Annotated in this window: 12 protein-coding genes and 1 pseudogene; 9 read left to right on the top strand and 4 right to left on the bottom strand. The window is 62.5% G+C overall.

Translation table 11 applies throughout. The annotated features are described in order from the left end of the window. Positions 1 to 37 precede the first annotated feature (37 nt). Complete coding sequence (locus HNQ08_RS28225; protein ID WP_425321347.1) at positions 38 to 583, bottom strand: helix-turn-helix domain-containing protein; 546 nt, start codon at positions 581 to 583, stop codon at positions 38 to 40. A 143-nt stretch (positions 584 to 726) separates the two neighbouring features. Beyond that, the gene (locus HNQ08_RS13100; RefSeq protein WP_184132769.1) at positions 727 to 1,662 is read right to left on the bottom strand and encodes an ABC transporter substrate-binding protein; all 936 of its coding nucleotides are present in this window, start codon (positions 1,660 to 1,662) and stop codon (positions 727 to 729) included. Positions 1,663 to 2,025: 363 nt separating this feature from the next. Here HNQ08_RS13100 and HNQ08_RS13095 point away from each other — a divergent pair. Continuing rightward, positions 2,026 to 2,686: pseudogene (locus HNQ08_RS13095) on the top strand (IS6 family transposase); the annotation flags it as partial. A gap of 234 nt (positions 2,687 to 2,920) precedes the next feature. Here the strand turns inward: HNQ08_RS13095 and HNQ08_RS13090 are convergent. Continuing rightward, a complete protein-coding gene (locus tag HNQ08_RS13090; protein ID WP_184132766.1) occupies positions 2,921 to 4,690 on the bottom strand; it encodes a hypothetical protein in 1,770 nt (589 codons plus the stop codon). Positions 4,691 to 5,046: 356 nt separating this feature from the next. On the opposite strand from HNQ08_RS13090, the gene HNQ08_RS13085 reads away from it, so the two are divergent. The 5 genes from HNQ08_RS13085 to HNQ08_RS13065 all read left to right on the top strand — a co-directional run bounded on the left by HNQ08_RS13085 (position 5,047) and on the right by HNQ08_RS13065 (position 13,072). Beyond that, the gene (locus HNQ08_RS13085; RefSeq protein WP_184132763.1) at positions 5,047 to 6,207 is read left to right on the top strand and encodes a sensor histidine kinase; all 1,161 of its coding nucleotides are present in this window, start codon (positions 5,047 to 5,049) and stop codon (positions 6,205 to 6,207) included. Further along, positions 6,204 to 6,842, top strand: coding sequence for a response regulator (locus tag HNQ08_RS13080; protein WP_184132760.1), 639 nt, complete (start codon positions 6,204 to 6,206; stop codon positions 6,840 to 6,842). Before HNQ08_RS13085 ends, HNQ08_RS13080 begins: the two co-directional genes overlap by 4 nt. A 381-nt stretch (positions 6,843 to 7,223) precedes the next feature. Then, entirely contained in the window at positions 7,224 to 10,364 is a 3,141-nt protein-coding gene (locus tag HNQ08_RS13075) for an ATP-binding protein (RefSeq protein WP_184132757.1), read from the top strand. 301 nt (positions 10,365 to 10,665) lie between these two features. Then, the gene (locus HNQ08_RS13070; protein WP_184133196.1) at positions 10,666 to 11,943 is read left to right on the top strand and encodes a styrene monooxygenase/indole monooxygenase family protein; all 1,278 of its coding nucleotides are present in this window, start codon (positions 10,666 to 10,668) and stop codon (positions 11,941 to 11,943) included. A gap of 76 nt (positions 11,944 to 12,019) precedes the next feature. Further along, positions 12,020 to 13,072 carry a M23 family metallopeptidase gene (locus HNQ08_RS13065; RefSeq protein ID WP_184132754.1) on the top strand — a complete coding sequence of 351 codons (1,053 nt, stop codon included), beginning with the start codon at positions 12,020 to 12,022 and terminating at the stop codon, positions 13,070 to 13,072. A 435-nt stretch (positions 13,073 to 13,507) separates the two neighbouring features. Here HNQ08_RS13065 and HNQ08_RS13060 read toward each other — a convergent pair whose 3' ends face one another. Beyond that, positions 13,508 to 14,794, bottom strand: coding sequence for an MFS transporter (locus HNQ08_RS13060; protein ID WP_184132751.1), 1,287 nt, complete (start codon positions 14,792 to 14,794; stop codon positions 13,508 to 13,510). Positions 14,795 to 14,916: 122 nt separating this feature from the next. On the opposite strand from HNQ08_RS13060, the gene HNQ08_RS13055 reads away from it, so the two are divergent. From HNQ08_RS13055 to HNQ08_RS13045, 3 genes are all read left to right on the top strand, one after another. Further along, positions 14,917 to 15,111, top strand: a complete 195-nt coding sequence (locus tag HNQ08_RS13055) for a hypothetical protein (RefSeq protein WP_184132748.1) — start codon at positions 14,917 to 14,919, stop codon at positions 15,109 to 15,111. A 268-nt stretch (positions 15,112 to 15,379) separates the two neighbouring features. Beyond that, on the top strand, positions 15,380 to 15,928 hold the full coding sequence (locus tag HNQ08_RS13050; protein WP_184132744.1) for a hypothetical protein: 549 nt from the start codon (positions 15,380 to 15,382) through the stop codon (positions 15,926 to 15,928). A gap of 51 nt (positions 15,929 to 15,979) precedes the next feature. Continuing rightward, positions 15,980 to 16,240 (top strand): hypothetical protein, encoded by a 261-nt coding sequence (locus HNQ08_RS13045; protein WP_184132741.1) that lies wholly within the window; start codon positions 15,980 to 15,982, stop codon positions 16,238 to 16,240.

The following is a 16,240-nucleotide window of genomic DNA, read 5'->3' as shown; positions in this document are numbered from 1 at the left end:
TCCAGTCATCCTTGTATTCGAGGAAGACGGCCAGCCATTATTCCGGGGTGACTGGGCGACGCTTGAACGGGATGTCGTTGAGCGTGCGCAGCCAGCGATATTCCCGGAGGGGGGCTAGTTCGGTCTTGTCCCCATACTCCTCTGCGGCCTTCAGAAGGGCGCTATCGATGGGGCGAGGAGCGGATCTGGGGATGCGGTACCCCGTTGACGCAGCCGAAGCTGGATAGTCGGACCGGCGCCTCGCTTTTACATCTACGTCAGCTACGTGTTTTGATTCTACGTAGAATGTCTGTTTGCCGTCAGAAACCATTAAATCTACTGACCGCCATATAGGCACACCTGTTGCCTTTTCAAAGTCCTGAGGTGTCCACTCCAGAGCGTCTGCTAAGGCGACCACGCGAGGCGCAGTGATGTTCATTAAATGGGTTTTGCCACGCTCTAAATCTGAAATCGTTCCTTGCGAAACCAGATCCTCCGTGCGGGCAGCTACGTCTTCTTGGCGCAGATTCAGCTGAATCCGGCGGGCTCTTAACGCTGTGCTCCACGCAGGGCGTGGGGCTTTGGGCTCAGGACCACGCGCCATAATCGTTGTCTGCGCCGGTGAGGAAACTAGAAACATGCCGCATAGTACGGAGAGTCTTACTCAGCGGTTCCTGTTTTCCTAACGCCATTCCCGTATCGTGCGACGACCTACCACAAGAGACGTCTCCGTGGTGGGTCGTTACCTTACTTCGTCATCTCCTTGACCAATTGACGCTCAATCAGCTGTGCAGCGATAGGACCGCGAATTCGCCTGAACAAATGATAGTCAAAATAGTAGATCTGATTTGCCTTGCTTGCTCTCAGTCCACTTGTCAATGGACTGGAGTTCCAGTCGAATTTTGCCCGTGTTGGAGTGTTGGTACCAGACGCCAAGACGATCACCATATCGGGATCTACAGCGGATAAGCCCTCAATGCTGACTGCAGCGTCTCTTTTATCGCCATCAATGACGTTGAATCCCAGATCTTTCAGTAGACCCCCCGTCCAATCATTACTGTCGCTGATGGTGAATGTATTCTTTTCAGGACCACCTCCGGTCCAAATGACCAATACTCTCTTGTTTTTTATAGTGCTTGACAATTGAGATTTCGTGGTCTGAACACTCTTATTATACTTACTAAGTATACTGCTATAGACCTTTTCCTTATCGAGCGCTCTAGCAAGAGCTGGAAGTGTTTTTTGCCACTCATTCCTGTCTATACCCTTGAAAAGGAGTGTTGGCGCAATGCGGCTCAGCTGGTTATAAACAGGAAGCGCGTAGTTCTCGCCAATGATCAGGTCAGGTTTAAGGGTCGCCAGGATTTCCAGACTTGGACTAAAACGGTCGCCGACATTCACTGGGCTGGAAGTGATACGGCTGCCCAAGTACTTGATGTCACGTATGGGAGAGCCGAAGGCGGGCGTCTTGATGTACGTCGATGCTTCGCCGTAGCCTACAGGTTGTACTCCAAGTGATAGCAGCAGATCCAGGGCATGAGGTCCAAGGGCCACGACACGCAGGGGGCGTTTCTGCACAGTGGTGGTTCCAGCCTCATGGGTGAGCGTCACTGGGTACGTGGTTGCTGCAGCTTGGGTCAAACCACATAGAAGGAAGGCTGAATACCAGACTCTTTTCTGCATAACAACTCCTCGTTGTCCGAAGGGGCCATGGCCACCGTTCAGTCGCGCCTTGATTCTGGCAAATATTAATCTGACTTGACAAGTCGGATTAATAGCCATCGCAGTTGGGCGAGCTCCTGCCCTCTGGACGGTTCCAGGTCGTCAGGTCTCCATCAGGCTAAATTAGACCTTGCTTTTCCCTGAATGGGGGTTCTGCCTTCAGTCTCCATTCGCGAAGAATACGTCTACATGCACATGCGCGAGCTCAAGCCGTTCGGCCCCCGCTGAGGAGTCACCTGAAAAGATGCCCTGGCCTTGACGGATCCTGGCTTTCACTTCAGTGGGTCGTGTTGCCTTAGGCGGCCTAGCGTAGGCTGACCATCCGTGACCGACACCAAGGCTGACCGCCACCAATCTCCGATGGTGATCATCCAGCACGCCCGAAAAGCTGTATCACCGTTTTTCTCTCAGCTACCGAAATGTTCAGGAATGGCTGCACCCGCGCGGCACCCTGGTCAGTCACGAGACGTTGCGCGAATGGTGTCTCGAATGAGGTCCGCTCTTCGCTAATGGCCTGCGTCAGTGGGAGGGGACGCTGGGGTTTGGGGTGGCTTCTGGATGAGTTTGACGTGACGGTGGATAGCGTCCGTCACTGTTCGTGGCGGGCAGTGGACCAACACGGCCACGGCTTCGTGCTCGATATCCTTCTTCAACGGCATCGAGATACCGAAGCCGCGAAGAGTTTTTGACAAGACTGTTGGGTGAATATAACGTCCCAGAGGTGATCCACACGGATGGTCTCCGGAGCGATCAGGCCGCTCTCCGCGCCCTGTCCAGCCTGGCTGGCGTGGAGCATCAGCAAGTGATCCGGGCGGCCGACTGCAACAACAGCGTTGAGCACTCCCAGCGGTCCACACGGTGTTAAGAGCGGCAGCAGCTTGGATTCAAGCGGCGGAAACGGCCCCGAGAATTTCTGCGCCTCCACGCTCGGATCGAGAATCTCCACCGCCACTCCTGCACCAGCGTTTCCGCCGCCACTCGAAAAGCAATCAGCAGCAAGCGCTCCAGACGTGGTCAACAGTCGCAGCAGAAGTGGCCTGAGAATCAGGCCACTTCTGCCCTCTGCCTGCCGAGAGTCCAGTTAAGGCACCACAACAGTCCTACCGCCCTCCCGCTCAGTGTCATCAGCCACTGCGGGTCAGTCTCCCCCGCTTTGAACATCTCCAAACCACGCAAAGCCGCCCCAAAGGGCGGCCCTGAAAATGCCGGTGCGTGCCGATTACGGTGCCAGTGGCTCAAAAAGTCCTAAACTCCTGTTGACATTGAATCTGTACTCGACTTTCGAGTGACAGCCAGACAAGCTGCCCATCCCACACTCCTTGGTGCCTCCGTCCCAAAGACGCTGACCATCGGCAAAGGCGACCATCGCCAGCTTGTGTTTGTACACCCAGTCCTTGACCGAGACCCCCACCACCTTGAACTCTGTGTCGTCTCCGCCCGGGTTGAGGAACGGTGTCAGGTCAAACCGTCCGCTGCTGGTCAGATACCCCACCTGGGTTTCACCGCCCGCAGGATTGACCCGCAAAATCTGAACCTCGCCCTTGCTGACGTCGAAGTTGAGGGAGACCGTGTTCCACGTCGCCACGCCCGTGTTGAAGACAGGGCCAACGTCTGAAGAGTGACGCTCAAAAGCCGTGTAGAGGCTGCCGCACCTTTCTCCGTTCCAGGACCGGTCAAATACGCCGAGCAGCACCTCCAGATGGGCGTTGTAGCCGAGACAGAACTGTGGACCGGCCGTGATCTGCCACAGCGGATGCCGCTCAGAATCGACGCTCCCTTTGGCGAAGGCGCGGACCCCAGCATAGACGCCGCCGTCAGCGTGTGCGGCGATCACTGTGACGTAAAACCCAATGCCCGCTCTGGCCTCGATGCTGGCTTTCGCGTCTGCCTTGTAATTGCTAAGGCCGTCCCAGTTGTTCTCAGGCAAGGTGAAATGGACTGTCCGCTCGTTGATGGGCGACAGGGAGCCGTTTCGGTACTGAAGCCCGCCCTTGTACGTGGCGTCCTGGGTCACGGTGTACTCGAAAGTGCCGGACACTGAACCGTCCAGATGGCCGATAAACTTGACGTATGGCGTCAGCAGCACGGGGACTGGACCGATGAACACTTCAAACGGTTGAAACCAGATGGATCCCAGCTCCCAGTCTTTTGAAAAGTTCTGGCTCTGATTGAGGAACTCAACTTGCAGTTTGGCCTGTTCGTTCAGTTGAACGGAAGCTTCAAAGGACTCCAGCTGTGCGCGGCGGATCTTCAAGCTGACATGGGGCTGAACCCCGAGGTCAATGCAGCCCTTCAAAACGCCCTTGTCAAAATCTTTCTTGAAGATGCTTCCGGCGGCAGAGCAGTTGACGGTGAGTGCCTTCAGCAGACTCTGGCCGTTCACGCGGCTGCTTGACTCGGTCAGTGGGGCGCCGCACGGAATAAGATAGCTCACGTCTGAATCACACTGACTTTCGCCTTCAACCCGGACGATCTCATCAACGCGCATGGACCGGGTGTAGTCCAGGGTGCCTTCCTCGATCACGTCTGTCAGGGCTGCTTCGGCCGTTGAGAGCACCCAGTTGCCGTTTTGATTCTGGATGCTGATGATGCGCCGGGGGGGAACGCCACCTGGCGTCGCGGCGGTCAAGCCACCCACCACCACCAGCCCGGGGGTGTAAGCGTCCGTCTGCGGCGTGCTGTTCAACACCAGTTGTCCAGTCTCCGGGTCGTAGGCCACAATGGCGCTGTATTCAAGAACCCTGGCCTGTGGAGTGAGGACTGTTTCATCCGAGGGCGGATCGGGATCCGGGTCTCCACAGGGCGTCAGTAATCCTTGAACCGACGCTGTACCGTTCAGCGAGAATTCCTCGCAGGGCAGCCGAAACTGCTGCTGAATCTGCTGGCCTCCCCTGGCTCCAGTGACCGCTGCTTCTGGCGTGTAAATTGAACTACAACCGGCCAGAACCAATGAAAACAGCGTGACGGATCCCAGATGTAATTTTTTCACTCCCTCTCCTTTATTTAAAAACCGAAACACTGTTCAAAAACTGTACGTTCTCTCTGAAAACAAACACTTTCTGCTCAAAAACAAGCCAACCCTGTAGAACTAATTCATTTCCAGGAACTCCTTTGAAGCTGGGATGGGCTGTGGACAATGAAAGGAAGTCTTGACCAGGAACCATCTTGATGGCGTCAGAAAGATGTCTGCCGAGTCTCAACATCGGCTGCATAAGTTCTGATTTCGTTTGGTCTGGCCAAATGTAAGGGCCGTTTTGCTTTAGGTACATGTGCCAGAAGTCACCCCTGATGACATGACTTCTGGCACATGACAGGTGGCCAGAGGTGGCGATAGCATTCGGGGCAATGCGAAACGCCTCGGTGACCGCCATGCGCTGGTGCGGTCTGCTGGCCTGGCTCTGCACGCTTCTGCCCGTCAACTTTGATCTCGCTGGACGCCGTGACACGCTGGTCAATTTGGGATCAGGGCCACTGGAACTCTGGATGGGCGCGTTTCTGGGGTTTGGTGCGCTGTACTGGAGCGTGACCTACCACCTGGGACCCTGGCTCAAGCACGGCGATCTGACGCGCCGCACGGCCCGTTTGACCGGCTGCGCCTTGATGGGGCTGTGCGCCCTGACGCTGAACGCAACGTATTCCTCAGAGGGGGATATGACCATCTTGCTGGTCCTGGTGGCCGTGCTGTTGCCAGGGCTGCTGGCCTGGCCGTGGGTCAAGCTCTGGATTGGTGCGCAGAGCCTGCTGCTTTTCGTGGTCCTGATTCCCGAGCTGGGTTTCGGCAAGGCCGTCTACACTGGACTTTTTCTGGCCATGGTCCAGGTGTTTTGCGCCATGCTGGTCCATCTGCTGACCCGGGAACGCCTGGCGCGGCGCGAACTGGGGGACTTGCATCTTCAGTTGCGCTTCGCCCAGGCCCAGTTGGAGGAAGCGGCCCGCGAGCGTGAGCGGCTGCGCATCTCGCGGGAATTGCACGATTCGCTGGGTCACCACCTCACGGTGCTGGGCCTGGAACTGGAATTTGCGGCGCAGGTGCCGCCCGAACAGGTGCGCCCGCCAGTGACGCGCGCCCTGGCGCTCAACAAACTCTTGCTCAGCGACGTGCGCGCGAGCGTGACCACCCTGCGGACCGCCCAGGAAGACTGGCTCCATCTGACCCAGATGCTGGTTGAAAGTGTGCCCGGTCTCGACATTCAATTCCACTGCCCTGCGCAGTTCATACCGGACTCGGCCCCCCAGGCGCGGACATTGCTGCGTTTCTTTCAGGAGGCCATGACCAACACGGTCCGTCACGCTCAGGCGGCCCGTCTGTGGCTGCGCCTGGAACACTGTTCCGACAAACTCATCGTCTCCGCCCATGACGACGGCACGCTGGGGCTGCCGTTTTGCCCGGGCAACGGCCTGACGGGCCTTCACGAACGGTTCGCGGAACTCGGCGGCGCCCTGACGGTCAGGGTCAGGAACGACGGCGCACTCCATCTGGAAGGGCAACTGCCGGTGTCTGGATGATTCGTGTGGCTCTGGTAGACGACCAGACCCTGGTCCGGCTGGGGCTGCGCCGCTTGCTGGAACTCGCGCCCGATATTCAGGTCATCGCCGAAGCGGCGGATGGTCAGGCCGCTGTTGCAATGGTGCAGGACACGCAGCCTGACCTGCTGTTGCTGGACGTCCGAATGCCGCATCTGGATGGTCCGGGCGTGCTGGAAGCGCTCAACGCTTTGGGTTGTCTGCCGCCAACAGTAATCCTGACCACCTTCAATGACGACGCCGCACTCCTCCATTGCCTGCGCGCAGGGGCACGGGGCTCGCTGCTCAAAGACGTCAGCTATGAAGAGCTGATTGCCAGCGTGCGCCATGTGGCGCAGGGAGGGAGCCTGAATGGACCGCTGGTGCCCCAACATTTGCTGGAGCGACTGCGTCATCCTGTGGCCAGTCTGTCCCCCGAAGATGAGGTCAAGCTCACCGAACGGGAGCTTGATATTTTGCGCTTGATGTCTGGCGGCTATTCCAACAAGGAACTGGCCGACGCACTCTCCCTGAAAGAAGGCACCGTCAAGAACCACGTCTCCAATATCCTGCTCAAACTCGAAGCCCGTGACCGGACGCGGGCAGTATTGCGTGCTCTGGAACTTGGGTTGCTGTAATGCTTAAAGGCACTCCACTGAACCCGGCATACTGAAGCGTCGGAATGACCGGAGGGACGAGAACACCATGCGAGCGCACAGTTTGATTGAGCAGGGCATCTTGAATGGATAGAGCCGCGCGCAGGACCTGACGGGCTGCAGCAACATCTTGAACCTCAACGAGGGTGCTGGGCTGCTGAGCGAATTCTACGGGCGCACCTGCTCAGCCGGCAGTAGCTGAAGCTGATCTGGGCATATGGGTTCAGCCCAACGGTAGACGCTGTTCATGCTCAATGCTAAAAAAAGCAAATACCTGAACAGCCGGTCATGCCACACTGAAAGCGTCACCACAACGTTATGGCCCTGCTGGACAGTTCACGGCCACCAAAGGGAGACGTCGCTATGACCCCTGACCTCGTGCAAGCGCTGATTCGCCGGATGGAACATGTTCATACACGGAGGGGCCATTTGGCGCTGGCTGTGGTGGGGGAGCCAGGCATTGGCAAAAGCCATCTGGGACAGCGCCTGCTGGCTGAAGCGGGGGGGCTGAAGTTCACGCTCCATACCCGGGCATTCGAAACGGGTTTCGGCGACCTGTTGGATTTGCCAGAAGCGCCCGCGTGGGCCAAACAGGTCCTGCAACGCGCCCTGGCCGCACAGTCACCGGACGTCACCGTGCTGGCCAACGCAGTGGCCGCACTGCTTGGACACGCTGCCCCCGCTCTGGTGTGGGCGGAGGATTTCCATGAGGTGGCGAACAACGAGCGGGCCGCCGAATTCTGGACCGCGCTGGCCCGCCACCTGTCCCACGCGCGGGGGGTGGCCCTGCTGGTGAGTAGCCGCACGCCCTTGCCAGAAGGGTTTAGCGAACAGCGCGTGACCCCGCTGGACGATTTGACGGGCCGCGATCTGCTGGAAGCGCAGGCCGGCGGCCCCTTACCCCACGCCGCCCTGGCATGGATCGAGGAACGTGCGCGGGGAAATCCGCTGTTCCTGCTGGAATTTTTCCGCCACCTGAGCCGCGAAGGCGCGCTGTACCTGGACGCCGCGGCCGGACGCTGGCGCTGGCGAGAGCCCCCACTCACTACTCTGCCGATGAGTGTGGACGCGCTGATCGCCGATCACCTCGCGCGCCTGACGGTCAGTGCTGGCGCGGAGGCCCTGCTGGGCCTGTGGGCCCTCTGGGACACGGCCTTGCCGGGCAAACCACTGGAAGCTGAGCTGGCTGCCCAATTGAGTGGCCTTGACTTAGAAGAGATCCATTCGCTCCGCAGCCTGGCCCGAGTGAGTGGGATTCGCGCGGCCCAGACGTTCGCCCACCCGCTGTTCCGGGAGGTGGCTCTGCGTGAATTGCCCGCCTCGTTGCGGCGTGGGCTGGCCCGGCAGTGCATGGAGGCGCTCACCGACACTCCGGAACGGGCGGCGCGATTTCTGATCTGGGCCGAGTGGCCCGCGGCAAAAGCCGCCGCGCTCCTCCGGCGCGCCCTGACGGCCGCTGAGGTCAGGGGAGATGAAACCAGTGCCGCCGACTACCGGGACGCGCTGGTAGATGTCCTTCCCAGCGGGGAACGTGCCCAAGCCGCGCTGACGGCGGCGCAGGCCCTTCAGCACCTGCACACCGAACGCGCCCTGAGGCGGGCCAATCAGGCGCAGCAGCTTGATCCCCTCAGCGGTGGGGCGCTGGACCTGTGCGCCCGGCTGCTGGCCTCCTCTGGGCGTGGGCAGGAGGCGGAGCGGCTCCTGGAAGACGCCCCCGACGAGCTCAAGGGGCGAAGCGACTACTGGGCCACGGTGTTGCAAACGCGGGTGAGCGCCGCCGACTACAGCGGGGCCATGCAAGTCTGGCAGGACCACCGGAGCGGGCTGGAGGACTGGCCACAGATTCAGACGATGGTGGCCACAGCGCGGGTTCATCTGGGCGAGTTCGATGCCGCAGTGGCAGGCATCCGGGCCGCGCTGGAGGGGCCCCTGGAAATGTCCGAGCGGGTGGCCTTGCTGCACGCGCTGGTGCGGGCACAGATCTCGCAGGCTGATCCACAGATGTTCGCCAGCATGGCGGAGGCGCTGGATCTTGCCGCCGAGACTGGACTCACTCACGTGCGAATCGAGCTCCTGCTGGACCGGGCGCAGATTTTGATCTGGGCCTTTCAATTACGCGCAGCGGCTGCCGACACCACAGAAGCGGTCCGTCTGGCCGAAACGTTGGGTGACCCTCGGCTGCTGGCCCGCGCTCAGGTGGAACTGGCTTACTGCCTCACGAATCTGGGGCAGTTTGCGGAGGCTGAGGAGCTGCTGCTGGGCGCGCTGAACCTGCTGGGCGGCGATCAGATCTCGCGGCACACGGTGTTGACGCAGCTTTACCTGACCAACCTGTACCTGGAATGGGCCAGACCGCCCGACGCTCTTCTGGCCGTGCGCCACGCCCGTCAGGCGGTGCGGCTGGGGCACGAGATCCACGATATGGTGCTGCTGACCTGGGTGCTGAGCGTTGCGGCGTGGGCCGAGGCGGTTCACGGCGAGATCAACCGGGCAGAGCGGCTGATCGACGAGGGCGAGGCAATGATGGCGCGGAGCGCTCAGCATGCCACCCGGCCCTACTACATCTTTGCGCGCGCCTTTGTGCTGGAGCGTCAGGGTCAGCGGGAGACGGCCGCTCAAATGTTTGTTGATGCCTGCGAACAGGCCCGGGTCCTGCGAATCATGGCCTTTGCCGAGCGATTTGGGTTAGAAGCGGACCGCATACACGCAGACCGGAAGGGCGCTGAGACACGCCTGGCCTTTTTCCAGCAGCACGAGCTTCACGGCTACGCCCACACTGCCCTGAGATATTTTCCGCCAACGGCGCAGGAGACTTCGCCTGGAACCGTCCCCGGAACCCTGCGTCTGGAAGTGTTGGGCACGGTGCGCGTCACCCGCGACGGTCAGCTGCTGCCCTTTCGTTCGTCAGGCGGCTTGCGCCTTCTGGTGCGGCTGCTGGAAGCACGGCTGGCCGGGCGTTCAGGAGTGGCGCAGGACGAGCTGCTGGAGGCGTTGTATCCCGACGATGATCCCGAACGTTCCAGTGCCCGGCTGCGTCAGCAGGTTCGCCGTGTGCGGGCGGCGCTGGGCTCAGAAAGTGTGTTGCGCCGTGAAACGGGGCTGGGAGCAGGTGGGGGCTACGCTTTGGGACCGCTGGACAGTGACGCCGAGAACTTCCTGAAGACGCGCGATGCAAAGCTGTGGCGGGGTGCGTATCTGGCCGATTTCGAGGGCGAGCTCTCCAGCGCCCGTGACGTGCTGGTCTATGGGCTGCGAAGCGCAGCCTACGCAGCAGAAGTCCTCGCTCCCCGCGAGGCTGCCCGGCTGGGCCGCATCCTGCTGGACACCGACCCCTTTGACTGGGCGGCATTGGCCCTCACCCTGCGCAACCTGCGCGAGAGCGGTGAAATCATGGAACTGCTGTCGCTCTACGCTGGGATCCGTCAGCGCTGTGCGCTGCTGGGCGAGAGGCTGCCCGAAACCTGGGAAGACTTCTTACGCGATCAAGAGATGAGCGTTCTCTGAGAAAATTGGTCAGGCCTTGGATGGGGTGGCTGAAAATAGCGTTGTAGTGGCATCTCACTCAGTAACGGCCCAGCCGTCACGGGCATGTCACGGCCTCTGCCTAAGCTCTGAACAGTTCCGGAGCAGATCGCCTGCCGATGCCCCACCCGCCACGCAGACCAAGGGCCCGCATTCAAGGCGTAGCTGAGCAGACACCGCACTCAGTCCCTGCTGACTTTGGAACCTTAGCCCTTCCCGGCGAAGGCGGCCCGTTTTTCGTGGCCGGACCTTGCCCTCATCCCACTCTCTGGAGGACAACGTGATGCGTAATGTGGCGATTATTGGTGCGGGACAGGCGGGCTTGCAGCTCGCGCTGGGATTGCAGGCGAGTGGCTACGGGGTGACCCTGGTTTCAGACCGTACCCCCGAACAGCTCCTCTCGGGGCGGATCATGAGTACCCAGGCCCTCTTTCATGACGCCTGTACCACCGAACGGCAGCTGGGACTGAATTTCTGGGAAGATGCCTGCCCGCCCGTCGAGGGCATCGCCCTGAGCGTGCCGCACCCCGAACTGCCAGGTCAGAAGGCGCTGGCCTTTTCCGCCCGGCTGGATCAACCGGCCTACAGCGTCGACCAGCGCCTGAAGTTCGCAGGCTGGCTGCGTGAATTCCAGACCAGAGGCGGCAACGTCGTGCTGGAAAGTGCCGACATCCAGACCGCCGAGCGTCTGAGCAGCGCCCACGATCTGACCCTGATCGCCACCGGCAAGGGCGAGCTGGGCCAATTGTTCGCCCGTGACCCTGAACGCAGTCCCTATAGCGCGCCCCAGCGGCATCTGGCCTTGATGTACCTGAAGAACGTCGCGCCCCGGCCTGACCACAGCGCCGTCAGCTTCAACCTGATTCCCGGCGTGGGCGAGGTGTTCTTGTTGCCGGGCCTGACGGTGGCCGAAGGCGGAGGCACCCAGCCCTACGAGAACGTGTTCATCGAGGCGATCCCCGGCGGCCCACTGGACGTGTTCGCAGAGGTGCGTGATCCACGCCAGCATCTGGAGATGATGCAGGAACTGTTACGTCAATTCCTGCCCTGGGAGTACGAACGCACCCAGCATGCCGAACTGACCGACACGCAGGCCACCCTGACGGGCCGGGTCACGCCAGGGGTGCGCCGCCCCGTTGCCACCTTGCCGTCGGGCCGCGAGGTGCTGGGGCTGGGCGACACCCTGGTGCTGAATGATCCACTGACCGGCCAGGGTGCCGGCAGCGCGGCCAAGGCGGCCGCAATCTACCTGGAACGCATCCTGTGGCACGGGGACCGGTCCTTTGACCGCGTCTGGATGACGGGGACCTTCGACGAGTACTGGAGCTACGCGCGCTTTGTCACCGACTGGACGAACGCCCTGCTGGGGCCGCCGCCGCCGCATGTGCTGGAAGTGCTGGGGGCAGCCCAGACCCGGCCCGGCGTGGCGCACGCGTTCGTCAACGGATTCAACCACCCTCCGCAGTTCTTCCCATGGCTGGGCGACCCGCAGGCCGCGGCGCAGTTTGTGGCTCAGCACGGCGTTGCGGAGCACAGGGCAGCTGGGTTCACTCGCGCCTGAATCTCCTGTCTGCCTGTTGGGCTCCTAAGGCACGCACCCCTCTTCCCTGGCTCCCCACACTCTCAGGAGAAAGACCATGAAGATAAAAATGATGACCAGCGCGGCCCTGATGCTCTCCACCTTGCAGCTCAGCGCAGCTGCCGCCACCCTGCCCCTGCGGGGCAATGATCTGGCAAGCGACGAGCGGTACAAGACCGGTGTTCATCTGGCCGGCATCCAGGCCGAGGGCAAGGATATCGGCGCCCTGCGCCGCGTTTCGGACACCAATTGGACGCGCCTGAAGGCCGGAACCACCGACAGCAAAGTCAACAGCAACTGGGTGGTGTACGGCAAGCCGTTTTACGCTATGGCCCCTGGGATCGTCGTCGGCTGCTGGCGCAATGCTCCTGAAAATGTGCCCGGCTCTTACAATCCGCTGTACAAACCTGACCTGAAATTTGCGGGTGGCGGCAATCACCTGTGGGTCTTGCAAGACGACGGGAGCTATGCCCTGTACGCCCACGCACAGCCGGGTAGCATCCCGGCGGCCCTGTGTCCCCACAACGCCGAACTCTTCACCGGCCACAGTGGCAAAGGGGGGCGTCCGGATATCGAACCCGAAGTCCGGGTGGTCAATGGCACGCGGGTGAAGGCTGGACAGTTCCTGGGCAAGGTCGGCAATTCCGGCTCTTCCTCCGGCCCGCACCTGCACGTCCATATGGAAAAGGACGGCAAGCCCGTTCCCATGACCTTCGACCACGGCCTGACCACTCCCTTCGAAGGCGATAAGGCCAGTTTGGACGGGCCGTGGACCTCGCTGGCGGGGCAGGCATTCCCAAAAGCGTCGGTGCTGTTCTGGCCGCCTCGCCCTGCCGGAGAACTGGTGTTCAACAGCATCCCGGCCAGCGCCTACCAGGGCTGGGTAGAGCACCTGGCTGACTCCGGCATGATGCCCAGGCTGATCACGTGCAAGTCCAATGGGGCCACCTACAACTCCACCTGGACCCTCAGCCACGGCCAATGGGCCTCATTCCACGGCATGAGCCCTGTGCAGGCCGCCGAGAAGCACGCCACCTACCAGGCGGCTGGCTATCAGCGCACCTCGCTCTACACCTGTGACTCAAAAACAGTGGCCGTCTGGCGCAAATAGTGGCCTGATTCTCCAGACGTCTTGCCCCTCTTTTCACGTGGAAAGAGGGCTTTTGCGGGCATTTGGCGGATCAATGAATCTGAGTCAATCCCATCCAGACCTTTTGACTGACGAGCAACCTGTGCAGAACGCCAAGGCAGACCTGCCGGGCCGGATCTGGGAGCTGTGGGCATGACAGCAAGGTACAATCCCAGCTTTCTCACGTCCTGGACGTCCAACAGGCAATTCGTTCAATAAACCATCGAATGACATGGTCCGGGATGAGCGCCTCTGGGGCAGGCAGGTCCTTGTCGCTCGATAATGCGCTGAATACGATCGAAGAATGGGAGAGCGATGAACCTGCTCTCAGCACGCGCGCCTCACCGGAACACTCCGTGTTCAGCGCGTTTCAGCCAGGACCCGTACGCCCATGGACCTTGTTCAGCCCCTCACCGGTCAGCCGTTGCCCGCAACGCTCGCCTCAGCGCCGTCACCGCCCTCCCGGCGTGCCCGCAGGTAGCCCACGAGCGTGAGCCCGGCGGCGAACACACCCAGCATCGCCACCGCCGGCGCGAGGCCCGCAGCGCCCATCAGCACCACGGCGGCGCTCACCCCCACCGGACGCAGCCCCTGGCCCACCAGGATGCGCGCGCTGTAGACCCGCCCGCGCACCGCATCCGGCGTCAGCTGCGCGAACAGCGTCCCCACCATCACGTTCAGTGGCCCGAAGCACAGGCCCATCAGCAGCGCGAGCACCAGGGCCACGCCCAGGGTGGGGGCGTAGGCCACCCCGACGATGCACAGCGCCGGACCGATGCAGCCCAGCGCGATCCAGTTCAGGGGATGGCGGCTGATGCGGCGCCCCATCCAGATCACCATGCCCAGTTCGGCCAGCGCCAGGACCGAGCCCAGCAGCCCCACGCCCAGCGCGCCGCGACTGTCGGCGCGCACCCAGGACAGCGCCGCGGGCAGCTCCACCCCCGTCATCAGGCGGTCGGCGATGCGGGGCAGGAACACAGCCGTGTAGGGCTCCATGGCGAAGTTCACGCTGGCCAGCCCCAGCAGCGTCGCCCACAGCGCGGGCCGCGCCAGGACGAACCCGAAGCCGAAGCGGGTCCGTGCCCACCACGCGGCCAGGCCGCGCCCGCTGTCCTGAACGCGCGCCACGGCTGGAAAGCGGACCAGCGAGTAGGCGATCAGGGCCACGACGAAGGTGGCCGCGTTGACCCACATCACGCCGGGCGCCCCGATGCTCGCCACCAGGAATCCTGCGCTGATGGGGGCCAGCAGCCCGCTGGTGGTCCAGGTGAGGTTGAACAGGGCCTGGATGCCCTGCAGCCGCTCCGGAGGCACGAAGGTGGGCAGCGAGGCCTGCTGCGCCGGGAAGATCACGCTGCCGGTGAAGCCGGTCAGGGCCGCGATGACCACCAGCACGGGGAAGGAGAGCAGGTCGAGGGTGTAGAGCAGGGGAATCAGGCTGATCCAGAGGGCGCTCAGGCCATTGGCGACCTGCAGGGTGCGGCGGCGGTCCCACACGTCGGTGAGGCTGGCCAGGCTGACCGTCCCGAGCAGCATGGCCGCGGTCCAGGCGCCGATCACGGTGCCCGACAGCGCGGGCGAGTTCGGGTAGAGACGGTACAGAAACCACGCGAGCGCGATGAAGGTGAGGCCGTTGCCGAAAGCGTTGATGCTCTCGCCGATCCAAAGAATCAGGATACGGCGGTCGCGGAGCAGGGAGAACATAGCGGGACCTCAGAAAGGAGTGACGCGGGCGCGGGCCCCAGGATACGCAGGAACCGTACGCGAGTGTCCCGTGGTCATGGACATGCGAGCCGGAAGGGAATCAGACCACCCACCTGGGCTGAATGGAGGACGCTGACGCGGACACGGGCGAACGTGAACACGCGCTGGGCGTCATCGACGGGACCGCCCTGCCGCCCTGGGACACCAAAGTTCGTGTGTCTCTGGAGCGCGGCGGTGTGCTGCTGGCATGGACGGCCAGTGCCGTTAGACCATGGGTGGAGGCCGCCGGCGCCCTGGCCGCTGGCCTGGCTGGATGATCCCCGCTGAAGTCCTCGCTTCCTCCGTGAACTGGTGGGGGCAGATTGCCACTCCGCTCCAGCACCAGGTCTGGCTGGGCGATAGACCTTGTGGCGACGGGGAGCACACCCTGTCATTGGCAGGGCGGCGTGACGCCTGTGGCCCTTCTTCTGGACCACCAGGCCTACCCCGCCCTAGGCCAGCGTGCAGACGTCAGGCCTGAAGGCCCTGATCAGAATCAGTGCGTGCTTTCCAGTCCATTCCTCTCCCCTGTCACCGGATGATTCGTTGACCCGCACCCACCTCCCCTTCCCTCCCCATATCCGGCGCCAGGTGGAGCAGCAGGCCGCGCTGGGCCGCAGCGTCGTTGAGCTCGATCTCTTCCCTGACCCCGTCCACGGGTTTGCGGGTGGCCTGAGGCTGTATGCGGGGCCCCGCTCGGTGCTGGTCGGGTCGCTCGGAGTCCCTCAGGAAGGGCTCCGCCCCTGGCAGCAGTGGGACGCCGGGCCCCTGGACCGGGGCCTGCGCGCCCTACATGCCCAGATCCTGGAGGACGCGCTCGACCTGCCCGACCTGCTCGCGCCTCTGGAAGCGGCGGACCCGGAAGCGAGGGCTCCCCGCACGGTTCAGCGGCGGTTGCGGCGGATGCTGGGCCTGCGCAGCCTGCTCGAACTGGCCGCCTGCTGGCAGGACGCCACCCTTCCAGGTCAGGAGCCTGTAGGCCGGCGGGGCCGTCCCAACCGGTCCACCGGCGTGCTGCTCCCCTGGCACGCACAGGGGCATCCCGTCCGGGCCAGCGACGCCTGGCACCTGCATGATCTGGCCCGGTGGCACTGACCCCGGGCGGGTGGAGAACGCTGGGCGATCATCCTGGCCCGGCACCTGACGGTGACGGCCCTCTTGCAGGACAGTCAGCACCTGGCTCCACCGCTGGCCCATGATCTCAGGGAGCGCCTGAAGCAGCGGGCCGACCTGGCCGGCAGCAAACGGGGCCATCAGCAGCGGGTTCCCCCGGCCGTGGACCGGGAGGCGGACGCCTTCGTCCAGCTGGTTCGTGCGGCCCTAGGCGCGGTGCTGGAGCCCGCCCTGCTCGCCTTCCCCCCGGAGGAGAGCCGGACCGCCGTCCTGGGCGTCCGCAGTAAGCAGTAG

The organism is Deinococcus humi, from assembly GCF_014201875.1.
GTDB lineage: Bacteria > Deinococcota > Deinococci > Deinococcales > Deinococcaceae > Deinococcus > Deinococcus humi.
This window is presented reverse-complemented; position numbering and strand designations above follow the sequence as displayed.

Coding starts and splice junctions, on each gene's coding strand:
- HNQ08_RS28225 (WP_425321347.1), bottom strand. CDS start 583: ATGGCGCGTGGTCCTGAGCCCAAAGCCCCACGCCCTGCGTGGAGCACA.
- HNQ08_RS13100 (WP_184132769.1), bottom strand. CDS start 1,662: ATGCAGAAAAGAGTCTGGTATTCAGCCTTCCTTCTATGTGGTTTGACC.
- HNQ08_RS13085 (WP_184132763.1), top strand. CDS start 5,047: ATGCGAAACGCCTCGGTGACCGCCATGCGCTGGTGCGGTCTGCTGGCC.
- HNQ08_RS13080 (WP_184132760.1), top strand. CDS start 6,204: ATGATTCGTGTGGCTCTGGTAGACGACCAGACCCTGGTCCGGCTGGGG.
- HNQ08_RS13075 (WP_184132757.1), top strand. CDS start 7,224: ATGACCCCTGACCTCGTGCAAGCGCTGATTCGCCGGATGGAACATGTT.
- HNQ08_RS13070 (WP_184133196.1), top strand. CDS start 10,666: ATGCGTAATGTGGCGATTATTGGTGCGGGACAGGCGGGCTTGCAGCTC.
- HNQ08_RS13065 (WP_184132754.1), top strand. CDS start 12,020: ATGAAGATAAAAATGATGACCAGCGCGGCCCTGATGCTCTCCACCTTG.
- HNQ08_RS13060 (WP_184132751.1), bottom strand. CDS start 14,794: ATGTTCTCCCTGCTCCGCGACCGCCGTATCCTGATTCTTTGGATCGGC.
- HNQ08_RS13055 (WP_184132748.1), top strand. CDS start 14,917: ATGGAGGACGCTGACGCGGACACGGGCGAACGTGAACACGCGCTGGGC.